Origin of the sequence: Sulfitobacter sp. OXR-159 (assembly GCF_034377145.1) — a bacterium.
Taxonomy (GTDB): Bacteria; Pseudomonadota; Alphaproteobacteria; order Rhodobacterales; family Rhodobacteraceae; genus Sulfitobacter.
Genome location: NZ_CP139707.1, coordinates 2,011,046 through 2,027,015 on the forward strand (window position 1 = coordinate 2,011,046; position 15,970 = coordinate 2,027,015).

Here is a 15,970-nt window from a genome sequence, read left to right on the forward strand (position 1 = left end):
GCAGCATAGGTCGCCCGGCGCTTAGCGGTCCTCTGGCACCCGGGCAACCGGATTCGCTTGGCCCTGCACCGCCGGGGGTGTTGGGGGCGGGCGGCGGAACAACTCGCGGAACATGCCGGGCGTGAGCGCCGAGAGCGGATTAACCGAGACGCTGGGCTCTTTCGCGGCCCCTGTCAGGCGGTAGTTGAACCCGATCAGCCCCTCGCCCTTGCGGGTGAACAGCGACCCGATCCCGTTGAACATATAGACCGGAGAGATCACACCCTGCATGTCGATCAACCCACTGTCGAGGGCATAGACCCCATCCATCGACAGCCCCAAAGACGCGCCCACGGCGCTGGCCTCGGTCAGGGTCAGGCGGTTCGGGGTCAGGCGAAACTTCGCCTCCACATCGTCAAAGTAAATGCCATCGCCGTTGAGTTCGTTGATCAACCCCACGACCGAAATGGCATTCACCAGCGCCGCGATCCCGGGCGCGTCTTGAATGGCGACATTGCTGACCTCAAGCTGCCCATCAAAGGCCCCGCCCGACCCGACAGGCAGCAGGGTAAGCGACAGATTGCCCCCGACGACCTGTTTCACCAGCCCGGCCGAGCGCAGTATCCCGCCCGCATCGTCCGAGACCACGCGCACCGCGCTACGCCCGCCTTGGGGCAGGACCCGCCCCTGCACAGGCGTGCCCCCGTTGAGCCGCGCAGTAAAGGACCCGTCCATCCCCTTGGCCGTGTCAAAGGTGCCCGCAAGGTTCGTGAGGTATATCGTATCGGTGATCTGCAGCCGGTCCAGCGCCACGCGCATCGGCGGTCCGGCTTGCCCCCCGGCCCCGCCAAACTCCGCCCGGCGCATGTCCAGCGTGCCGCCGCCCAGCACCACCTGCACCGGATTGCCCTTGCCACGCCCGATCAGTTGCACGGGGATATCAAGCCAGTCGCCGCGCCGCAGCCGGTCGATCCGCACGCGGTCCAACGCGCCGCCGGGTTCAAGATCAATGGAGCCTGCCACCCGCAGCCCCGGCGCGTTCAGTTGAAAGGCGTCGATGTTCGGCGTCTCGCCCAACCGTCCCGCCAGTCGCAATTCGCCTTTGGTCGCTGGTGCTTTTACCCACGATAACTGCGGCACGGAAACGCCCAAGCCCGCCAAATCGCTTCGCAGCGAAAACCGCGGTGCCGCGCCTTTCTTGAGGTCTACCGCAATCTGTCCGCTGCTCTCCCCGCGAAGGCTGCCGGGGGGCAGTGCGACGCCAAACGCTTCGAGCCCCGCAGGGGTCAGCGCCACTTGGGCTGTCAGTCTGCTTTCGTCAGAGCCGGGACCGATCGCCTGCGACCATTCCCCGTCGAAACCCACGCCATCGATACGTCCTTCGCCGCCGATGGTGATGCGGTCATTGCTGGCGGTGATGGCCAATTTGCTGGCCTGAAGGCTGCGGTCCTTGACCAGCGTATCGGTCGAAAGCGACAGCAAATCCCCCGCGAAGTGATAGCGCACATCTTCGGGCTTGCCGCCCTTTTTCAACGGCAGCGCCAGCGTGCCTTTCAGCACCGCCTCCCCATCCGCGAGCGTCACCGGCAGCCCGGCCTTGTCCATCACCCGCATAGGCGGTTGGTTCAGCAGCGACAGCGCGGCGGTCAGGGTTGACCGGGTATTGAGCCGGATCACCGAAGGGCTGCCGTCTTTCACGCGCACATCCGGGATGATGAAAGACGACCCATCCAGCGTCACCGCCCCGCCTTGCGGCGCGATCACCTCGCCTGCGTCCACCGTGACGACAAGACGGTTGTCGAGCAGGCTCATATGGCCGCTGCCATCGGTGATATGCGGCAAGGTTTTCAAAAACCGCACCTCGGCCCCGGCGTAGTCGAAGGCCACATAGGTCTGCGGCACCTGCCCCGGTGCCATGCGCAGCGCCAGATCAAGGTTGCGCATCCGGCCTGAATGAAGGTTCTCGTCCAGCCATTTGCGGGTCTTGGGTTTCACCCCCTCGGGCCAGAGCGCCAGCAGACGCTCCGGGCTCAGCCTGTCCATGCGCCCATCAAGCGACAGGTTCCAGCCCTCAGGCTCGGCCACAAGCGCCCCATCAAGGCGCAGGCTACGGCCCTGATCGCTGATCTCCAAACGGCCCAGTTTCAGGCGAAACGGGTTGAGGCTGAGTTCAAAGTCGATATCTGCTTGATCCAAGGCCACCGTCTCGGGGTAGACTTCCGCCGGATTGGCGCGCAGATCGCGTAAGGAAAACTGCCCCACCATCCGCCCCGGAATGCCCCCCGTGACATCGCCCAGTTGCGAAGTGCCGGTGATGTTGCCCGACACCCAAGGGCTGTCGAGTGACATCTCGTCAAAGCGCAAAAGCTGGCGCGCGGGGTCATAGCTGAAGTAGCTCTGCGCCCCATCAAAGGGGATCGGCTTGGTCTGTGAGTTGGGCTGCAACACGCCTTTGCCGATTTGCAGCGATGCGTTGATCGGCGCAAAGCGGCCCGCGCTGTCGATCCCGCTGCGCACCGCGCCCGAAATATTGGCGCGCAGCACCTCTAGCCATGAAAACGCAGGCCCCTGTGCTGCGATGTCGCGCGCATCGATCCCGTCGAATGTCACACCAAAGGTCGCGGCATTCTGGCCGATGCGGCTGCTGTAATTCGCGGTGAGCGTGGCCACATCGGCCCCACCGCTCAGCACCGCAAGATCGGCCGACAGGTCAAGCTGATCGCCGCTGCGCGACAGGCGCAGCCGCCCGCCATCGCCGGTCCAAGCCCGGCCCGCGCGGGCATCCTCGAACCGCAGGGTCAGGGCGCGCAGCTCAACCGAGCGTAGGGCCGAGAGCGCGGGGGCGGCCAGCACCTCGTCGATCTGACCGATGAGTTGCGGCAGGGTCGCGGCCTCACGCTCAGGCGGGGCGATCCCGGCCCCGGCAGAGAGGCTCACCCGGCCATCCGCCCCCCGGCGCAGGTTTGCCACCACGCCTGAAAGGGAAATCGCCCGCGGCTGTGCCACACCGCGCAGCAGTGACCGCATCGACAGGCTGGCCTTGAACTCATTGAAACTGACGATCTCGTCGCCTTCGGGGGTGGTGACAAAGATATCTTGCAGCCGCACGCGCGGCCGCCAGCCTTCGTCGACGACAAATTCCATCGCGCCGAAATCCACCCGCGCTTGGGGCAGCGCAGTCGCGATCCGCGCCTCGATCCGCTCTTGCACCCAAAGCGGCGCAGGGATCGGACGCCCGGTGAAATAGACCGCCGCCCCCGTCGCCAGCGCCGCGAGTAGCACCAGCACCACAACAGACGCGATCCCCGCGCGCCTGCGTGGCCTGCGGCGGAGCGACCCTTCGCCGTCTGGCGCAGGGGGGCTGGAAGGGGATGGGTCGCGCATCGGGCTCCGGTTCGGATAGGGCGGCTTTCGGGGGCGGCTTTGACGTTGTCAAATCAGATGCAGTATGACAGCCCTGAACGACCCTTCACAAGCCAAAGGAACCGCCCCATGTCGCAGATCGGACCCCAGCCCGGCCAACCGGCCCCGGATTTCACCCTTCCCGTGACTGGCGGTGGCGAGATTACGCTGTCTGCGCAGCAAGGCGGCCCCGTGGTGCTGTTCTTTTACCCGCGCGATGACACGCCCGGCTGCACCAAGGAATCGATCGGCTTTTCCGAGCGGCTGTCGGAGTTTGCCGAGGCCGGTGTGCAGGTCTTTGGCATTTCGCGCGACAGCATGGACAAACACGACAAATTCGCCGCCAAACACGCGCTGACGGTGCCGCTGTTGTCCGACACCGATGGCGCGGTGACCGAAGCCTACGAGGTCTGGGTCGAGAAGAACATGTACGGCAAGAAATCCATGGGCATCGAACGCGCGACCTATCTGATCGACGCGACAGGCCAGATCGCGCAGGTCTGGCGCAAGGTGAAAGTACCCGGCCATGTTGATGCGGTGCTGGACGCGGTGCGCGGCGCATGATGCCGCTGGCGGAAATGGCCGAGGCGGTGCTGCGCACGGCGGATGGGCGCGAAAAGACCGCACTGTCGCGGAAATTCGCAGCTGAATGGCTCTCGGCCCGAGCCGAAGGCGCGCGCCCTGAGGTGGGCCGCGCTGATCCGCCGCTGCACCCTGCCCGACCTGCCCAGCCCGAATTGCTCAGCCCGCGCGAAGTGCCCCGCCGCCGCCCCGGCACGCCCGAAGGCCGCGCGGCGCTTTTGCATGCCGTGGCGCATATCGAGTTGAACGCCGTCGACCTGCATTGGGACGTGATCGCGCGGTTTTCGCATGTGCCGCTGCCCTTGGGGTTCTTTGACGACTGGGTCAAAGCCGCGGATGACGAATCCAAACATTTCAACCTAATGTGCGACTGTCTTGAGGAGATGGGCAGTCATTACGGCGCCATGCCCGCCCATGCTGGCATGTGGCGCGCAGCCGAAGACACGGTGGACGATCTGATGGGCCGCCTTGCCGTGGTGCCCATGGTGCTGGAGGCGCGCGGACTGGACGTGACGCCGGGCATGATCAAGATTTTCCGCAATGCGAAGGCCGACAGTGCCGTGGCAGCCCTTGAGACTATTTACGCCGAAGAAGTCGCCCATGTCGCATATGGTAGCAAGTGGTTTCACTTCCTTTGTGGCCGCCATGACGAAGACCCGAAAGACCGGTTTCACGCCCTCGTGCGCGAGTATTTTCATGGCGATCTCAAGCCGCCTTTCAACGAAGAAAAACGCGCCGAGGCGGGAATCCCGCCCGATTTCTACTGGCCTCTCACGGCGGACGGGGGCCCAAGCTGATCCGGCCATAAGACAGCAAGTGCTTGGTATCGGCGGATTTTTGCCAATAGCAAAGCGCTTTTTCCCGGGGCGAATGGGGGATTGCCGCGCAGGCGCGGGTTGCCGCGGGTCAATAGGGTTGCCCCATTCGCGGGCACTGGCTATTGACGTTGGGCGCGGGCTGGGCGAGCCCTCCGCGCCGACGGGACGGGACAAAGGACGACAACGTGCGCACACGGATTGCCATCAAGACGCATGCTCTGCTTGAGCATTATTTTCCCGAACGCCGCGTCTTTTTGAAATCCGACAGCGACACACGTTTCATCCGCCTGCGCCCCGGCACCCAGATTATCGGGCTGGCGGGGTCGGCCTTCCTCGTGTCTTGGGCCATCATCGCCACGGCGATCATTTTGATGGACAGCATCGGCTCGGGCAACTTTCGCGAGCAGGCCAAACGCGATCAGCGCACCTATCAGGCCCGTCTGAACGAGCTTTCCGCGCAGCGTGACCTGCGGGCCGAAGAAGCACTGGCCGCACAAGACCGCTTTAACGCCGCGCTCACACAAATTTCCGTCATGCAATCTGAACTGCTGTCCTCCGAGACCCGCCGCCGTGAGTTGGAGACCGGGATCGACGTGATCCAATCCACTCTGCGCGACACGATGAAAGACCGCCAAAAGGCCCGGCTGAAGCTGGCCGAATTGGAAGGCAGCCTTGAGAACGGTGAAGCGGGCAGCCTGCGCGCCGATGCCGATCAAGCGCCGGTCGATTTCCTTGCCCAAGCTCTGGCACGCACCGCGGCAGAGCGCGACAAAGTTGTGGTCGACGCGCAGGATGCGCTGCTGCAGGCCGATGAAATGGCGCAAGAGATCGCGTTGATGCGCGATCAGAACGACGCGATCTTCCGCCAGCTTGAAGAAGCGATGAGCGTCTCTGTCGCCCCGCTCGATAAGATGTTCCGCAGCGCGGGCATGCCGACCGACCGTATCCTCGCCACCGTGCGCCGCGGCTATTCCGGCCAAGGTGGCCCGATGACGCCGCTGTCCTTCACCACCCGCGGCGAAGAGCTTAGCCCCGATACGCTGCGCGCAAACCGTCTGCTGAACCAGATGGACCGGTTGAACCTTTACCGCATCGCCGCCGAAAAAGCGCCTTTTGCGAACCCGGTCAAAAACGCTTTCCGCTTCACCAGCCAGTTCGGCTATCGCCGCGACCCCAAGACAGGTGGCCGCCGGATGCACAAGGGCGTCGACTTTGCCGCTGGCATGGGCACGCCGCTTTATGCGACCGCCGATGGTGTGGTGATTCACGCCGGCTGGTCCTCGGGCTATGGCCGTTTGGTCAAGATCCAGCATGAGTTCGGCATCGAGACCCGTTATGCCCACATGTCCAAGCTGCGCGTGAAAGTTGGTCAAAGAGTCTCGCGCGGGCAGCATATTGGTGATATGGGAGCATCAGGACGGGTCACCGGTGTCCATCTCCACTATGAAGTCCGCGTAGGTGGCAAGGCTGTTAACCCCATGATCTATATCAAGGCTGCAAACGATGTTTTCTAAAAGCAAAATCAACGATCCCGCGCCCCAGGATGCAGATGCGTCCAAACCGGCACCTTCCAGCGCTTCGGCGGCCCCTGCGCCCTCCAAGCAGAGCGAATTCAAGGCCAGCGCCCCTAAGGCGAAGCCGCCCGCATCCGTTCTGTCTTCGGACCTGCATGTGACCGGCAACATGAAGACGACGGGCGATGTTCAGGTTGAAGGCACTGTTGAGGGCGACATCCGCGCGCATCTGTTGACCATCGGTGAAACAGCGACGATCAAAGGCGAAGTGGTTGCCGATGACGTGGTGATCAATGGCCGTATCGTGGGCCGCGTGCGTGGCCTCAAGGTACGTCTGACATCGACCGCACGGGTTGAGGGTGACATCATCCACAAGACCATCGCGATCGAATCCGGCGCGCATTTCGAAGGTTCGGTGCAGCGTCAGGACGATCCGCTGAACCCCGGCGCAAAATCCGCTCCGGCGCAGAAACCGAACCCCGCCTCCTAAGGCCCTGGTCGGTCCAAAGAATTCACGGGCGTCGCAGGAAACTGCGGCGCCCGTTTTCGTTTTACTATGGCTTGGGGTTAGCGCCCCAGCATCCATGTGCCGTTTGGCCAGAACGCATCGAAGGCAAAGGCAAACATCACATCATGCGGGACATCGCGCCCGGCACTGTCACGCACGCGGATGCTGCCCACGTCACGCCCCTTGCCGATCTGCCCAGCATCTAGGGCCGAAGCCTGCCCTGCCCGCCATGTGATCGTCACACCAGCTTCGCGGACCTCACCTTCCTCGGCCAGCCGATTAAGCCTCCACGCCCGGTCTCCCACACGCACCACGCGCTCTAGCGGTGCAATTCCGTGCGGCGGCTGCGCGCCGTCGTAGAGGAAGGGTTTGGCCGAAGAATCATAGTTCCGGTAAGGGTTGCGGCCATAGTCGCGGTTGTAGGAAGGTTCCTCCATCACCAGCCCGTCGGGGTATCGCGCGGTGAAATCGGCCCAGCTTTCCAGCCAGCTTGGGAGGTGCTTTAGCTCGGTGCCCGTCAGCGCCCCCACGATGGCGCGGCCTTCGGCCTGTTGCCACCAGCTTTGGGTCTCGCGGTCATACATTACCATGTCGGAATGGCGCAGCTTCCCTGATACGCCAAAGCGCAGCACCTGCCCCGCGACGCGGCGGTCAAAGACAAGTGCAGAGTTGCACAGCGGGCAAAAGGTCACGGCGATAGGCTGGCCATTAACCCTATCGTTAACAATCTCATGCCATGTCAGATAGCGGATCGGATAGGCGCGCGGTTTGGCACCCTCTATCGCGACCGTGATGACTGGCTCGCGCGGGGCGATGCGGGTTTCGGCGCGCGCGGCTTTGAAACCCGGTGCATCGAGTGCCGGGATGCCATCCTTGGGCGGCCCGCCCGAGATGATCTCGGACCAATCTGTGATGCTTGTTTTGGAAAAATCGGTCTCCGGCCATTCCCCCTGCCAGCGGGCGGGATCGGCGAGAAGACTGTTGGCCGCAAGGCCAAGGCTCAGAACGATGGCGCTTAATTTTATCATGGTCCGAGCGTGCCGCATGCGGGGGTGAGCAAGCAAGCCCACCCCACGCAATCGGGAACAGATGTTACTCGGTCCCCGATGCGACTTGGGGCCGACGGTTACTCGGTCACAGTGACCTTTTGCATCACGTCCGGCGTGCCGACAACGGCACCGTTGGGGCCGGTGCCGCGTTTGATGGCATCGACCACGTCCTGACCTTCGGTGACCTGGCCTACGACGGTGTACTGACCGTCAAGGAAGGGGGCTTCGTCGAACATGATGAAGAACTGACTGTTTGCGCTGTTCGGGCTCTGGCTGCGGGCCATGCCCACGACGCCCTTCTCATAGGCGATGTCCGAGAACTCCGCCTCTAGGTCGGGCTTGTCGGAGCCGCCCATGCCAGCACGCGCGGTGTCGCCATCGGCGCGGCCAAACTGCACGTCGCCGGTCTGCGCCATGAACCCGTCGATCACGCGGTGGAAGACCACCCCGTCATAGGCGCCTTCTTCGGCCAGTTCGGTGATCTGCGCGACATGGGCGGGTGCCACATCTTCAAGCAGGTCGATCTTGACGGTGCCATTGGCCTCGCCCGCAACTTCGATCTCAAGCCCGGTGGCCATGGCCGCCGAACCGAGGAGCGCCAAAACGGCGCTGGTGCCTACGAGCTTACGCATCTGCGGCCACCTTGACGGAGATCATGCGGTCGGGGTTCGCAGGCGGCTCGCCCCGTGTGAGCGCATCAACATGTTCCATGCCCGAGATGACTTGCCCGTAAACGGTGTACTGACCGTTGAGGAAATCATTGTCCTTGAAGTTGATGAAGAACTGGCTGTTGGCGCTGTCGGGGTTGGCCGAACGAGCGGCGCCGATGGTGCCACGCGCGTGGGGAACCTTGGAGAATTCCGCAGGCAGGTTCGGCAGGTCGGAGCCGCCGGTGCCGGCCGCACGCAGGTTGAAGTTGTCTTCCATGTTGCCGTTGGCCACATCGCCCGTCTGGGCCATGAAACCTTCGATCACGCGGTGGAAAGCCACGTTGTCGTATTTCCCGGCGCGGGCCAGTTCTTTCATGCGCTCGACGTGCTTGGGCGCAAGGTCAGGCATCAACTCAATCGTGACGGTGCCGCCTTTGAGTTCCATCAGAATGGTGTTTTCGGGGTCTTTGATCTCGGCCATTGGGCAATCCTTTGGTTTGTCTTTGCCAGATACCTAAGGAGCTTGGCCGCGATTGCCAAGCCGCGCATTGACCTGGAGCCAGATAACAGCAAAACACAGCGCAACGGATTGGATTGGGAGAAGACCGATGGGCTGGAAGTCACTGGACGATATGGAACTGGACGGCAAGCGGGTGCTTTTGCGCGTCGACATCAACGTACCGGTCGAAGATGGCCGGGTGACCGATGCCACACGGATCGAGCGGATCGTGCCAACGGTGACCGACATCTTGTCGCGCGGCGGCAACGTGACGCTGCTGGCGCATTTCGGACGGCCCAAGGGCAAGGTCGTGGACGAGATGAGCCTGAAACAAGTCCTCCCCGCGCTGGAAAAGGCATTGGGCTGCGATGTGGCTTTCGTGCCCTCGCTGGACGCCGCTGCCGAGGCGCAGGGCGATCTGCAACTTATGGAAAACATCCGCTTTTATCCGGGCGAAGAAGCCAATGACGATGGTTTCGCCCGCCAACTGGCCGCGCTTGGCGATATCTATTGTAACGATGCATTCTCTGCCGCCCACCGCGCCCATGCCTCGACCGAGGCGCTGGCGCGGCTGTTGCCTGCCTGCGCGGGCCGTTTGATGCAGGCGGAACTCTCGGCGCTTGAGGCAGCCCTCGCTAAGCCTGAGCGTCCTGTTGGCGCTGTCGTTGGGGGGGCCAAGGTCTCGACCAAAATCGCGCTTTTAGAAAACCTCGTGAACCGGCTGGATGTTCTGGTGATCGGCGGCGGCATGGCGAACACCTTCCTCGCAGCGCTCGGTGCTGATCTGGGCAAGTCATTGGAAGAGCCGGATTATTACGACACGGCCAAAGACATCATGGCGCAGGCCGACAAGGCGGGCTGCCGCGTGATCTTGCCCGTCGATGGGCTGGTCGCGCGTGAGTTTGCCAAAGGGGCCGCGCATGAGGTGGCTCAGCTCGGCCCCGATGCGAAACTGTCGGATGATCAAATGGTGCTGGATGCTGGCCCCGATACCGTCGCGCTGATTGAAACCGCCTTTGCCGGGTTGCGCACGTTGATCTGGAATGGGCCGATGGGGGCCTTTGAAATCCCGCCCTTCGATACTGCCACCGTCGCCGCGGCCCGCGCAGCAGCGGCCAAGACGCGCGAAGGCACGCTGACCTCGGTCGCCGGGGGCGGTGACACGGTTGCCGCGCTGAACCAAGCGGGCGTGGCGGATGATTTCACCTATATCTCAACCGCCGGGGGCGCTTTCCTTGAGTGGATGGAAGGCAAAACCCTGCCCGGCGTTGCCGCCTTGGGCGGCTAAGCCGCGCAAAATCGTGATTTCGCGGTAAAAACAACGGGTTTCCCGCAATTGTGGGATTCCCATGTCGAATCGCCTGTGTCATACTGATGTCACGTCCGCCAAGAGACGCAGAGGCAGAACCATGACCCGCAACACCCGTCCGGCATTCGGCACATTGCTGTTTTTCGCAATCGCTTTCGCGCTGAGCCTGTATTTCACCTTTGCCGCCGTGCAGGGGGATTTCGGCCTGTTCCGCCGAACCGAGATCGTGGCCGAGAACCAAAAGCTGAGCGACCGTCTGGCCGAGGTCCGCGCCGAGGTTGCGCGGATGGAAAACCTGACCCGCAGGCTGTCGGACGATTACCTCGACCTTGATCTTTTAGACGAACGCGCGCGCAGAGTGCTGGGCATGGTCCGCACAGATGAGATCGTCATTCGCTGACCTTTCGCGTCCGATCGCCCCGCCCCGCGCCTGCGGTCTTGCAATCACTTAAAATCTCTGGCCTCCTTTGACTTGTCAGCCGTGGTGCGAGCGCCACGTCACAAAGTCCCTCGCAATCCGTTCCGGAATGCGTTAGGGAATAGTTTAACGCTAAACTACTTTTGGCATCTGACCAGAGCCGACGGAGGAGACGTCCATGGCCGCGAAGAAATCGAGCAAGAAACCCAATGTCTCTGCGGAGGAGCTGACCAGCTATTACCGCGACATGCTGCTGATCCGACGCTTTGAAGAGAAAGCCGGGCAGCTTTACGGCATGGGGCTGATCGGGGGGTTCTGCCACCTTTATATCGGGCAAGAAGCTGTCGTTGTGGGCCTAGAGGCCGCCGCCGAAGAAGGCGACAAGCGCGTCACTTCCTACCGCGATCACGGCCATATGCTGGCCTGTGGCATGGACCCGAACGGCGTCATGGCCGAGTTGACGGGCCGCGAGGGTGGCTACTCCAAGGGCAAGGGCGGGAGCATGCATATGTTCTCGAAAGAAAAGCATTTTTACGGCGGCCACGGCATTGTCGCAGCGCAGGTGCCGCTCGGCGCGGGGCTGGCCTTTGCCGATCAGTACAAGGGCAACGGGCGCGTCACTTTCACCTATTTCGGCGATGGTGCGGCGAACCAAGGTCAGGTCTATGAGACTTTCAACATGGCCGCGCTTTGGAAGCTGCCGGTGATCTTTGTGATCGAGAACAACCAATACGCCATGGGCACATCGCAGCAGCGCTCGACCTCCTCTGCCGAGATTTGGGAGCGCGGCAAAGCCTTTGGCATCCCCGGTGAGGCCGTCGATGGGATGGACGTGCTTGCGGTGAAAGAGGCCGGTCAGAAAGCCGTCGCCCACGCCCGCGAGAACGGGCCGTATATTCTGGAGATCAAGACCTATCGCTACCGTGGTCACTCCATGTCCGACCCCGCAAAATATCGCACCCGCGAAGAGGTCCAAAAAATGCGCGATGAGCGTGACCCGATTGAATCGGTCCGCACCCTGCTGCTCGAAGGTAATCACGCCACCGAAGACGACCTCAAGGCCATCGATAAAGAGATCAAGAAGATCGTGAACGAGAGCGCCGATTTCGCCAAGGAAAGCCCCGAGCCTGCGCTCGAAGAGCTTTGGACCGATATCTACGCAACCGAAGTTCCGCAGGAGGCCGAAGCCTGATGCCGCATTTCGAGATCCACGCAAGCGACGTCGCGGCCGCCAAAACTTTCTATGCCGGATTGTTCGGTTGGGAATTTTCTCCCATGGAGGGGGGCGAAGACGCTTCCTATCACCTGATCGAAGGCCGGGACATCGGCACGGGCAAAGGCCTGACGGGTGGCATGTTGACACGCGGTGACGCGACCCCAACTGCTGGCGGCCCGATCCGTGGCGGCACAATGACTTTTGAGGTCGAAGACTGTGACGCCCGCTATCGCTGGGCGCTTGATAACGGCGGGGCCGAGGCCCTTCCCCCCACAGATTTTCCGGGCATCGGCCGCTGCGCCTATGTCGAGGACGGCCAAGGCAACGTCGTCGGAATGATTACTCCTGCGGAGAAAAACTGATATGGCAACCGAAATTCTTATGCCCGCCCTCAGCCCTACCATGGAAGAAGGCACGCTGGCCAAATGGCTGGTCAAGGAAGGCGATGAAGTCTCTTCTGGTGACATTCTGGCAGAGATCGAAACCGACAAGGCCACGATGGAATTCGAAGCCGTTGACGAAGGCACCATCGGCAAGATCCTGATCGAGGAAGGCACCGAAGGCGTGAAGGTGAACACCGCTATCGCCGTTCTGCTGGAAGAAGGCGAAAGCGCGGACGATATCGACAGCGCGACATCGGCCCCCGCCGAGGACAAGGGCGAGGACGCCAAGCCTGCGCAGGCCAAATCCTCGGACGACAACCGCGAGCCCCCCGCCGAGGGCAAGAAACAGCCCGAGCCCGACACCAGCCCCGACTGGCCCGAAGGCACGGCGATGAAGCAGCAGACCGTGCGCGAAGCGCTGCGTGATGCCATGGCCGAAGAGATGCGCCGCGACGAAGATGTCTTCCTCATGGGTGAGGAAGTCGCGGAGTACCAAGGCGCATATAAAATCACCCAAGGGATGCTGGACGAATTCGGCCCCAAACGGGTGATCGACACGCCGATCACCGAACATGGCTTTGCCGGGATCGGTGTTGGTGCGGCCTTCGGCGGTCTGCGCCCGATTGTTGAGTTCATGACCTTCAACTTCGCCATGCAAGCGATGGATCAGATCATCAACTCCGCGGCCAAGACGCTCTACATGTCCGGCGGCCAGATGGGCGCGCCCATGGTCTTCCGTGGCCCCAACGGTGCCGCCGCCCGTGTCGGCGCGCAGCACTCACAGGACTATGCCGCGTGGTTCATGCAGATCCCCGGCCTGAAGGTTGCGATGCCCTATTCTGCGAGCGATTACAAAGGCTTGATGAAAACCGCCATCCGTGACCCGAACCCGGTGATCTTCCTTGAAAACGAAATCCTCTATGGCCGCAGCTTCGACGTGCCGGATATTGAGGATTACACCGTGCCCTTCGGCAAGGCTCGCATCTGGCGCGAAGGGTCCGACGTGACCATCGTCAGCTTTGGCATCGGCATGACCTATGCGTTGGAGGCTGCTGGGAAGCTGGCCGAAGAAGGCATTGACGCCGAGGTCATCGACCTGCGCACACTGCGCCCGATGGACACGGACACGATCCTGAAATCGGTGATGAAGACCAACCGCTGCGTCACCGTCGAAGAAGGCTGGCCGCAGGGCTCCGTCGGTGGCTACATCAGCGGCGTGATCATGCAAGAGGCGTTTGATTACCTCGACGCTCCGGTCATCACCTGCACCGGCAAGGACGTTCCCATGCCCTATGCCGCCAACCTTGAAAAACACGCGCTGGTCACCACCGACGAGGTGATCGAAGCCGTGAAATCAGTCACTTACCGGTAAGGAGCGGATCATGCCCACAGAAATTCTCATGCCCGCCCTATCCCCCACGATGGAGGAAGGCACGCTTGCCAAATGGCTGGTCAAGGAAGGCGACGAAGTCTCCTCTGGTGACATTCTGGCCGAGATCGAGACCGACAAGGCCACGATGGAATTCGAAGCCGTCGACGAAGGCACCATCGGCAAGATCCTGATCAGCGAAGGCAGCGAGGGGGTGAAGGTCAACACCCCGATCGCCGTATTGCTCGAAGAAGGCGAAAGCGTCGACGACATCGACAGCAGCGCCGCTCCGGCCAAGGAAGAAAAACCGCAGGCCGAAGCAGCGCCCAAAGCCGCCGAAGCTGAGACGCCCGAAGCGGGCTATGGCCGCGGTGCGACGGATGCGAATGAGGCGACGGGCAAAAGCGACAGCAAATCCCCCGCCGCACCGAAAAGCGATAAGGGCGAGCGTATCTTTGCCTCCCCCCTCGCCCGCCGGATCGCCGCCGACAAGGGGTTGGACCTGTCGCAAATCGACGGCAGCGGCCCGCGCGGTCGGATCGTCAAAGCGGATGTCGAAAACGCACAGCCAACTGCGGCAAAATCCGACAGCGCGGCACCTGCCAAAGATGCCGCCCCGGTCGCCCAAGCCGCGGCCACCGGCCCCTCTGCCGATGCGGTCGCCAAGATGTACGAGGGCCGGGAGTACGAGGAAGTCACCCTCAACGGCATGCGCAAGACCATCGCCGCGCGCCTTACCGAGGCCAAGCAAACCGTGCCGCATTTCTACCTGCGCCGCGACATTCAGATCGACGCGCTGCTTTCCTTCCGCAGCGATCTGAACAAGCAGTTGGAATCGCGGAGTGTAAAGCTCTCGGTCAACGACTTCATCATCAAAGCCTGCGCGCTGGCCCTGCAATCGGTGCCGGATGCCAATGCCGTCTGGGCCGGTGATCGCATCCTCAAGCTGAAACCCTCGGATGTGGCCGTGGCCGTGGCGATCGAAGGCGGTCTCTTCACCCCCGTGTTGCAGGACGCCGACACCAAGTCGCTCTCGACCCTCTCGGCGCAGATGAAAGACCTCGCCACCCGCGCCCGCGACCGCAAACTGGCGCCGCATGAGTATCAGGGCGGCAGCTTTGCGATTTCCAACTTGGGCATGTTCGGCATCGACAATTTCGATGCGGTCATCAACCCGCCGCATGGCGCGATCCTTGCCGTGGGGGCTGGAGTCAAGAAACCGATCATCGGCAAGGATGGAGAGATCACCGCAGCAACGGTCATGTCCGTAACCCTATCGGTCGACCACCGTGTCATCGACGGTGCCCTCGGTGCGCAGCTGTTGAATGCGATTGTCGAGAACCTCGAAAATCCGATGATCATGCTGGCCTAAAGCCCGCACTCTACGAAACGAAAAAGCCGGGGCATGCCCCGGCTTTTTTTTGCAACGCTGGCTTCTGCGCCTATTCGGCGTCTGGCCCAAAAAGGTGGTTCATCGACATCGACGGCTGATCGCAGCCCGCCTCTCCCACGATCCGCGCCGGAATTCCGGCAACAGTTTTGCAGGCAGGCACAGGCTCCAGCACCACCGAGCCGGCGGCGATCCGGCTGCAATGGCCAATGGTGATATTGCCCAACACCTTTGCGCCTGCGCCAATCAACACGCCGTTCCCGATCTTAGGGTGACGGTCCTCTTCTTCCTTGCCGGTCCCCCCTAGCGTCACAGAATGCAGCATCGAGACGTTGTCGCCCACCACCGCCGTCTCACCAATGACGATGGAATGCGCGTGGTCGATCATGATGCCCTTGCCCATTTTGGCCGCCGGGTGAATATCCACGCCGAAAATCTCGCTCACCCGCATTTGGATGAAATATGCCAAATCGCGTTTGCCCTTCATATAGAGGTAGTGGCCAACCCGATAGGCCTGCACCGCTTGATAGCCTTTGAAGTAAAGGATCGGCTGCAGCAACCGATGGCAGGCCGGGTCACGGTCATATATCGCCACCAGATCGGCGCGCGCCGCGGCGACGAGGTCCGGGTCTTCGGCATAGGCCTCCTCGACCATTTCGCGCACGACCATCATCGACATCTCGTTGGACGACAGCTTCGCAGCGATGCGATAGGAAAGCGCGTTCTCGATGGATTTATGATGCAGGATACAGGCGTGAACAAAGCCGCCGATCAGCGGCTCATCACGCACCGCATCCTCAGCTTCTTGCTGAATCTGATCCCAAACCGGGTCCACTTTCGAGATATTTCTGTGTGTCTGCGCCATGGCACGGGCTCCTTCACTC

Annotated in this window: 15 protein-coding genes; 10 read left to right on the plus strand and 5 right to left on the minus strand. The window is 62.2% G+C overall.

Features of this window, described 5'->3' with window-relative positions:
• Positions 1-21 precede the first annotated feature (21 nt).
• A complete protein-coding gene (locus T8A63_RS10275) occupies positions 22-3,363 on the minus strand; it encodes a DUF3971 domain-containing protein (protein ID WP_322343724.1) in 3,342 nt (1,113 codons plus the stop codon).
• Positions 3,364-3,471: 108 nt separating this feature from the next.
• Between T8A63_RS10275 and T8A63_RS10280 the strand changes: the two genes are divergently transcribed.
• From T8A63_RS10280 to T8A63_RS10295, 4 genes are all read left to right on the plus strand, one after another.
• Positions 3,472-3,945: a peroxiredoxin gene (locus tag T8A63_RS10280; RefSeq protein WP_120350892.1), complete on the plus strand. Its 474-nt coding sequence runs from the start codon at positions 3,472-3,474 to the stop codon at positions 3,943-3,945.
• Positions 3,942-4,760, plus strand: coding sequence for a ferritin-like domain-containing protein (locus T8A63_RS10285; protein WP_322343725.1), 819 nt, complete (start codon positions 3,942-3,944; stop codon positions 4,758-4,760). The genes T8A63_RS10280 and T8A63_RS10285 overlap by 4 nt, the downstream gene beginning before the upstream one ends.
• A 206-nt stretch (positions 4,761-4,966) precedes the next feature.
• Positions 4,967-6,295: a M23 family metallopeptidase gene (locus tag T8A63_RS10290; RefSeq protein ID WP_322343726.1), complete on the plus strand. Its 1,329-nt coding sequence runs from the start codon at positions 4,967-4,969 to the stop codon at positions 6,293-6,295.
• On the plus strand, positions 6,285-6,785 hold the full coding sequence (locus tag T8A63_RS10295) for a bactofilin family protein (RefSeq protein WP_067623551.1): 501 nt from the start codon (positions 6,285-6,287) through the stop codon (positions 6,783-6,785). The genes T8A63_RS10290 and T8A63_RS10295 overlap by 11 nt, the downstream gene beginning before the upstream one ends.
• A 77-nt stretch (positions 6,786-6,862) precedes the next feature.
• On the opposite strand, the gene T8A63_RS10300 is transcribed toward T8A63_RS10295, so the two are convergent.
• The 3 genes from T8A63_RS10300 to T8A63_RS10310 all read right to left on the minus strand — a co-directional run bounded on the left by T8A63_RS10300 (position 6,863) and on the right by T8A63_RS10310 (position 8,983).
• The gene (locus T8A63_RS10300; protein WP_260012735.1) at positions 6,863-7,831 is read right to left on the minus strand and encodes a DUF3179 domain-containing protein; all 969 of its coding nucleotides are present in this window, start codon (positions 7,829-7,831) and stop codon (positions 6,863-6,865) included.
• A 98-nt stretch (positions 7,832-7,929) separates the two neighbouring features.
• The gene (locus tag T8A63_RS10305; protein WP_300051461.1) at positions 7,930-8,484 is read right to left on the minus strand and encodes a peptidylprolyl isomerase; all 555 of its coding nucleotides are present in this window, start codon (positions 8,482-8,484) and stop codon (positions 7,930-7,932) included.
• Complete coding sequence (locus tag T8A63_RS10310) at positions 8,477-8,983, minus strand: peptidylprolyl isomerase (protein ID WP_067623544.1); 507 nt, start codon at positions 8,981-8,983, stop codon at positions 8,477-8,479. Before T8A63_RS10310 ends, T8A63_RS10305 begins: the two co-directional genes overlap by 8 nt.
• A gap of 127 nt (positions 8,984-9,110) precedes the next feature.
• On the opposite strand from T8A63_RS10310, the gene T8A63_RS10315 reads away from it, so the two are divergent.
• The 6 genes from T8A63_RS10315 to T8A63_RS10340 all read left to right on the plus strand — a co-directional run bounded on the left by T8A63_RS10315 (position 9,111) and on the right by T8A63_RS10340 (position 15,068).
• Positions 9,111-10,289: a phosphoglycerate kinase gene (locus T8A63_RS10315; protein WP_322343727.1), complete on the plus strand. Its 1,179-nt coding sequence runs from the start codon at positions 9,111-9,113 to the stop codon at positions 10,287-10,289.
• Between the two features lie 121 nt (positions 10,290-10,410).
• The gene (locus T8A63_RS10320; protein WP_067623538.1) at positions 10,411-10,710 is read left to right on the plus strand and encodes an FtsB family cell division protein; all 300 of its coding nucleotides are present in this window, start codon (positions 10,411-10,413) and stop codon (positions 10,708-10,710) included.
• Positions 10,711-10,906: 196 nt separating this feature from the next.
• On the plus strand, positions 10,907-11,920 hold the full coding sequence (gene pdhA, locus T8A63_RS10325; protein WP_067623534.1) for a pyruvate dehydrogenase (acetyl-transferring) E1 component subunit alpha: 1,014 nt from the start codon (positions 10,907-10,909) through the stop codon (positions 11,918-11,920).
• Positions 11,920-12,306, plus strand: a complete 387-nt coding sequence (locus T8A63_RS10330) for a VOC family protein (RefSeq protein ID WP_067941927.1) — start codon at positions 11,920-11,922, stop codon at positions 12,304-12,306. The genes pdhA and T8A63_RS10330 overlap by 1 nt, the downstream gene beginning before the upstream one ends.
• Position 12,307: 1 nt before the next feature.
• Positions 12,308-13,699, plus strand: a complete 1,392-nt coding sequence (locus T8A63_RS10335) for a pyruvate dehydrogenase complex E1 component subunit beta (protein WP_300051476.1) — start codon at positions 12,308-12,310, stop codon at positions 13,697-13,699.
• Positions 13,700-13,709: 10 nt separating this feature from the next.
• Complete coding sequence (locus tag T8A63_RS10340) at positions 13,710-15,068, plus strand: pyruvate dehydrogenase complex dihydrolipoamide acetyltransferase (RefSeq protein WP_300051479.1); 1,359 nt, start codon at positions 13,710-13,712, stop codon at positions 15,066-15,068.
• A 70-nt stretch (positions 15,069-15,138) separates the two neighbouring features.
• On the opposite strand, the gene cysE is transcribed toward T8A63_RS10340, so the two are convergent.
• Complete coding sequence (gene cysE, locus T8A63_RS10345; RefSeq protein WP_067625474.1) at positions 15,139-15,951, minus strand: serine O-acetyltransferase; 813 nt, start codon at positions 15,949-15,951, stop codon at positions 15,139-15,141.
• Positions 15,952-15,970: the final 19 nt, after the last annotated feature.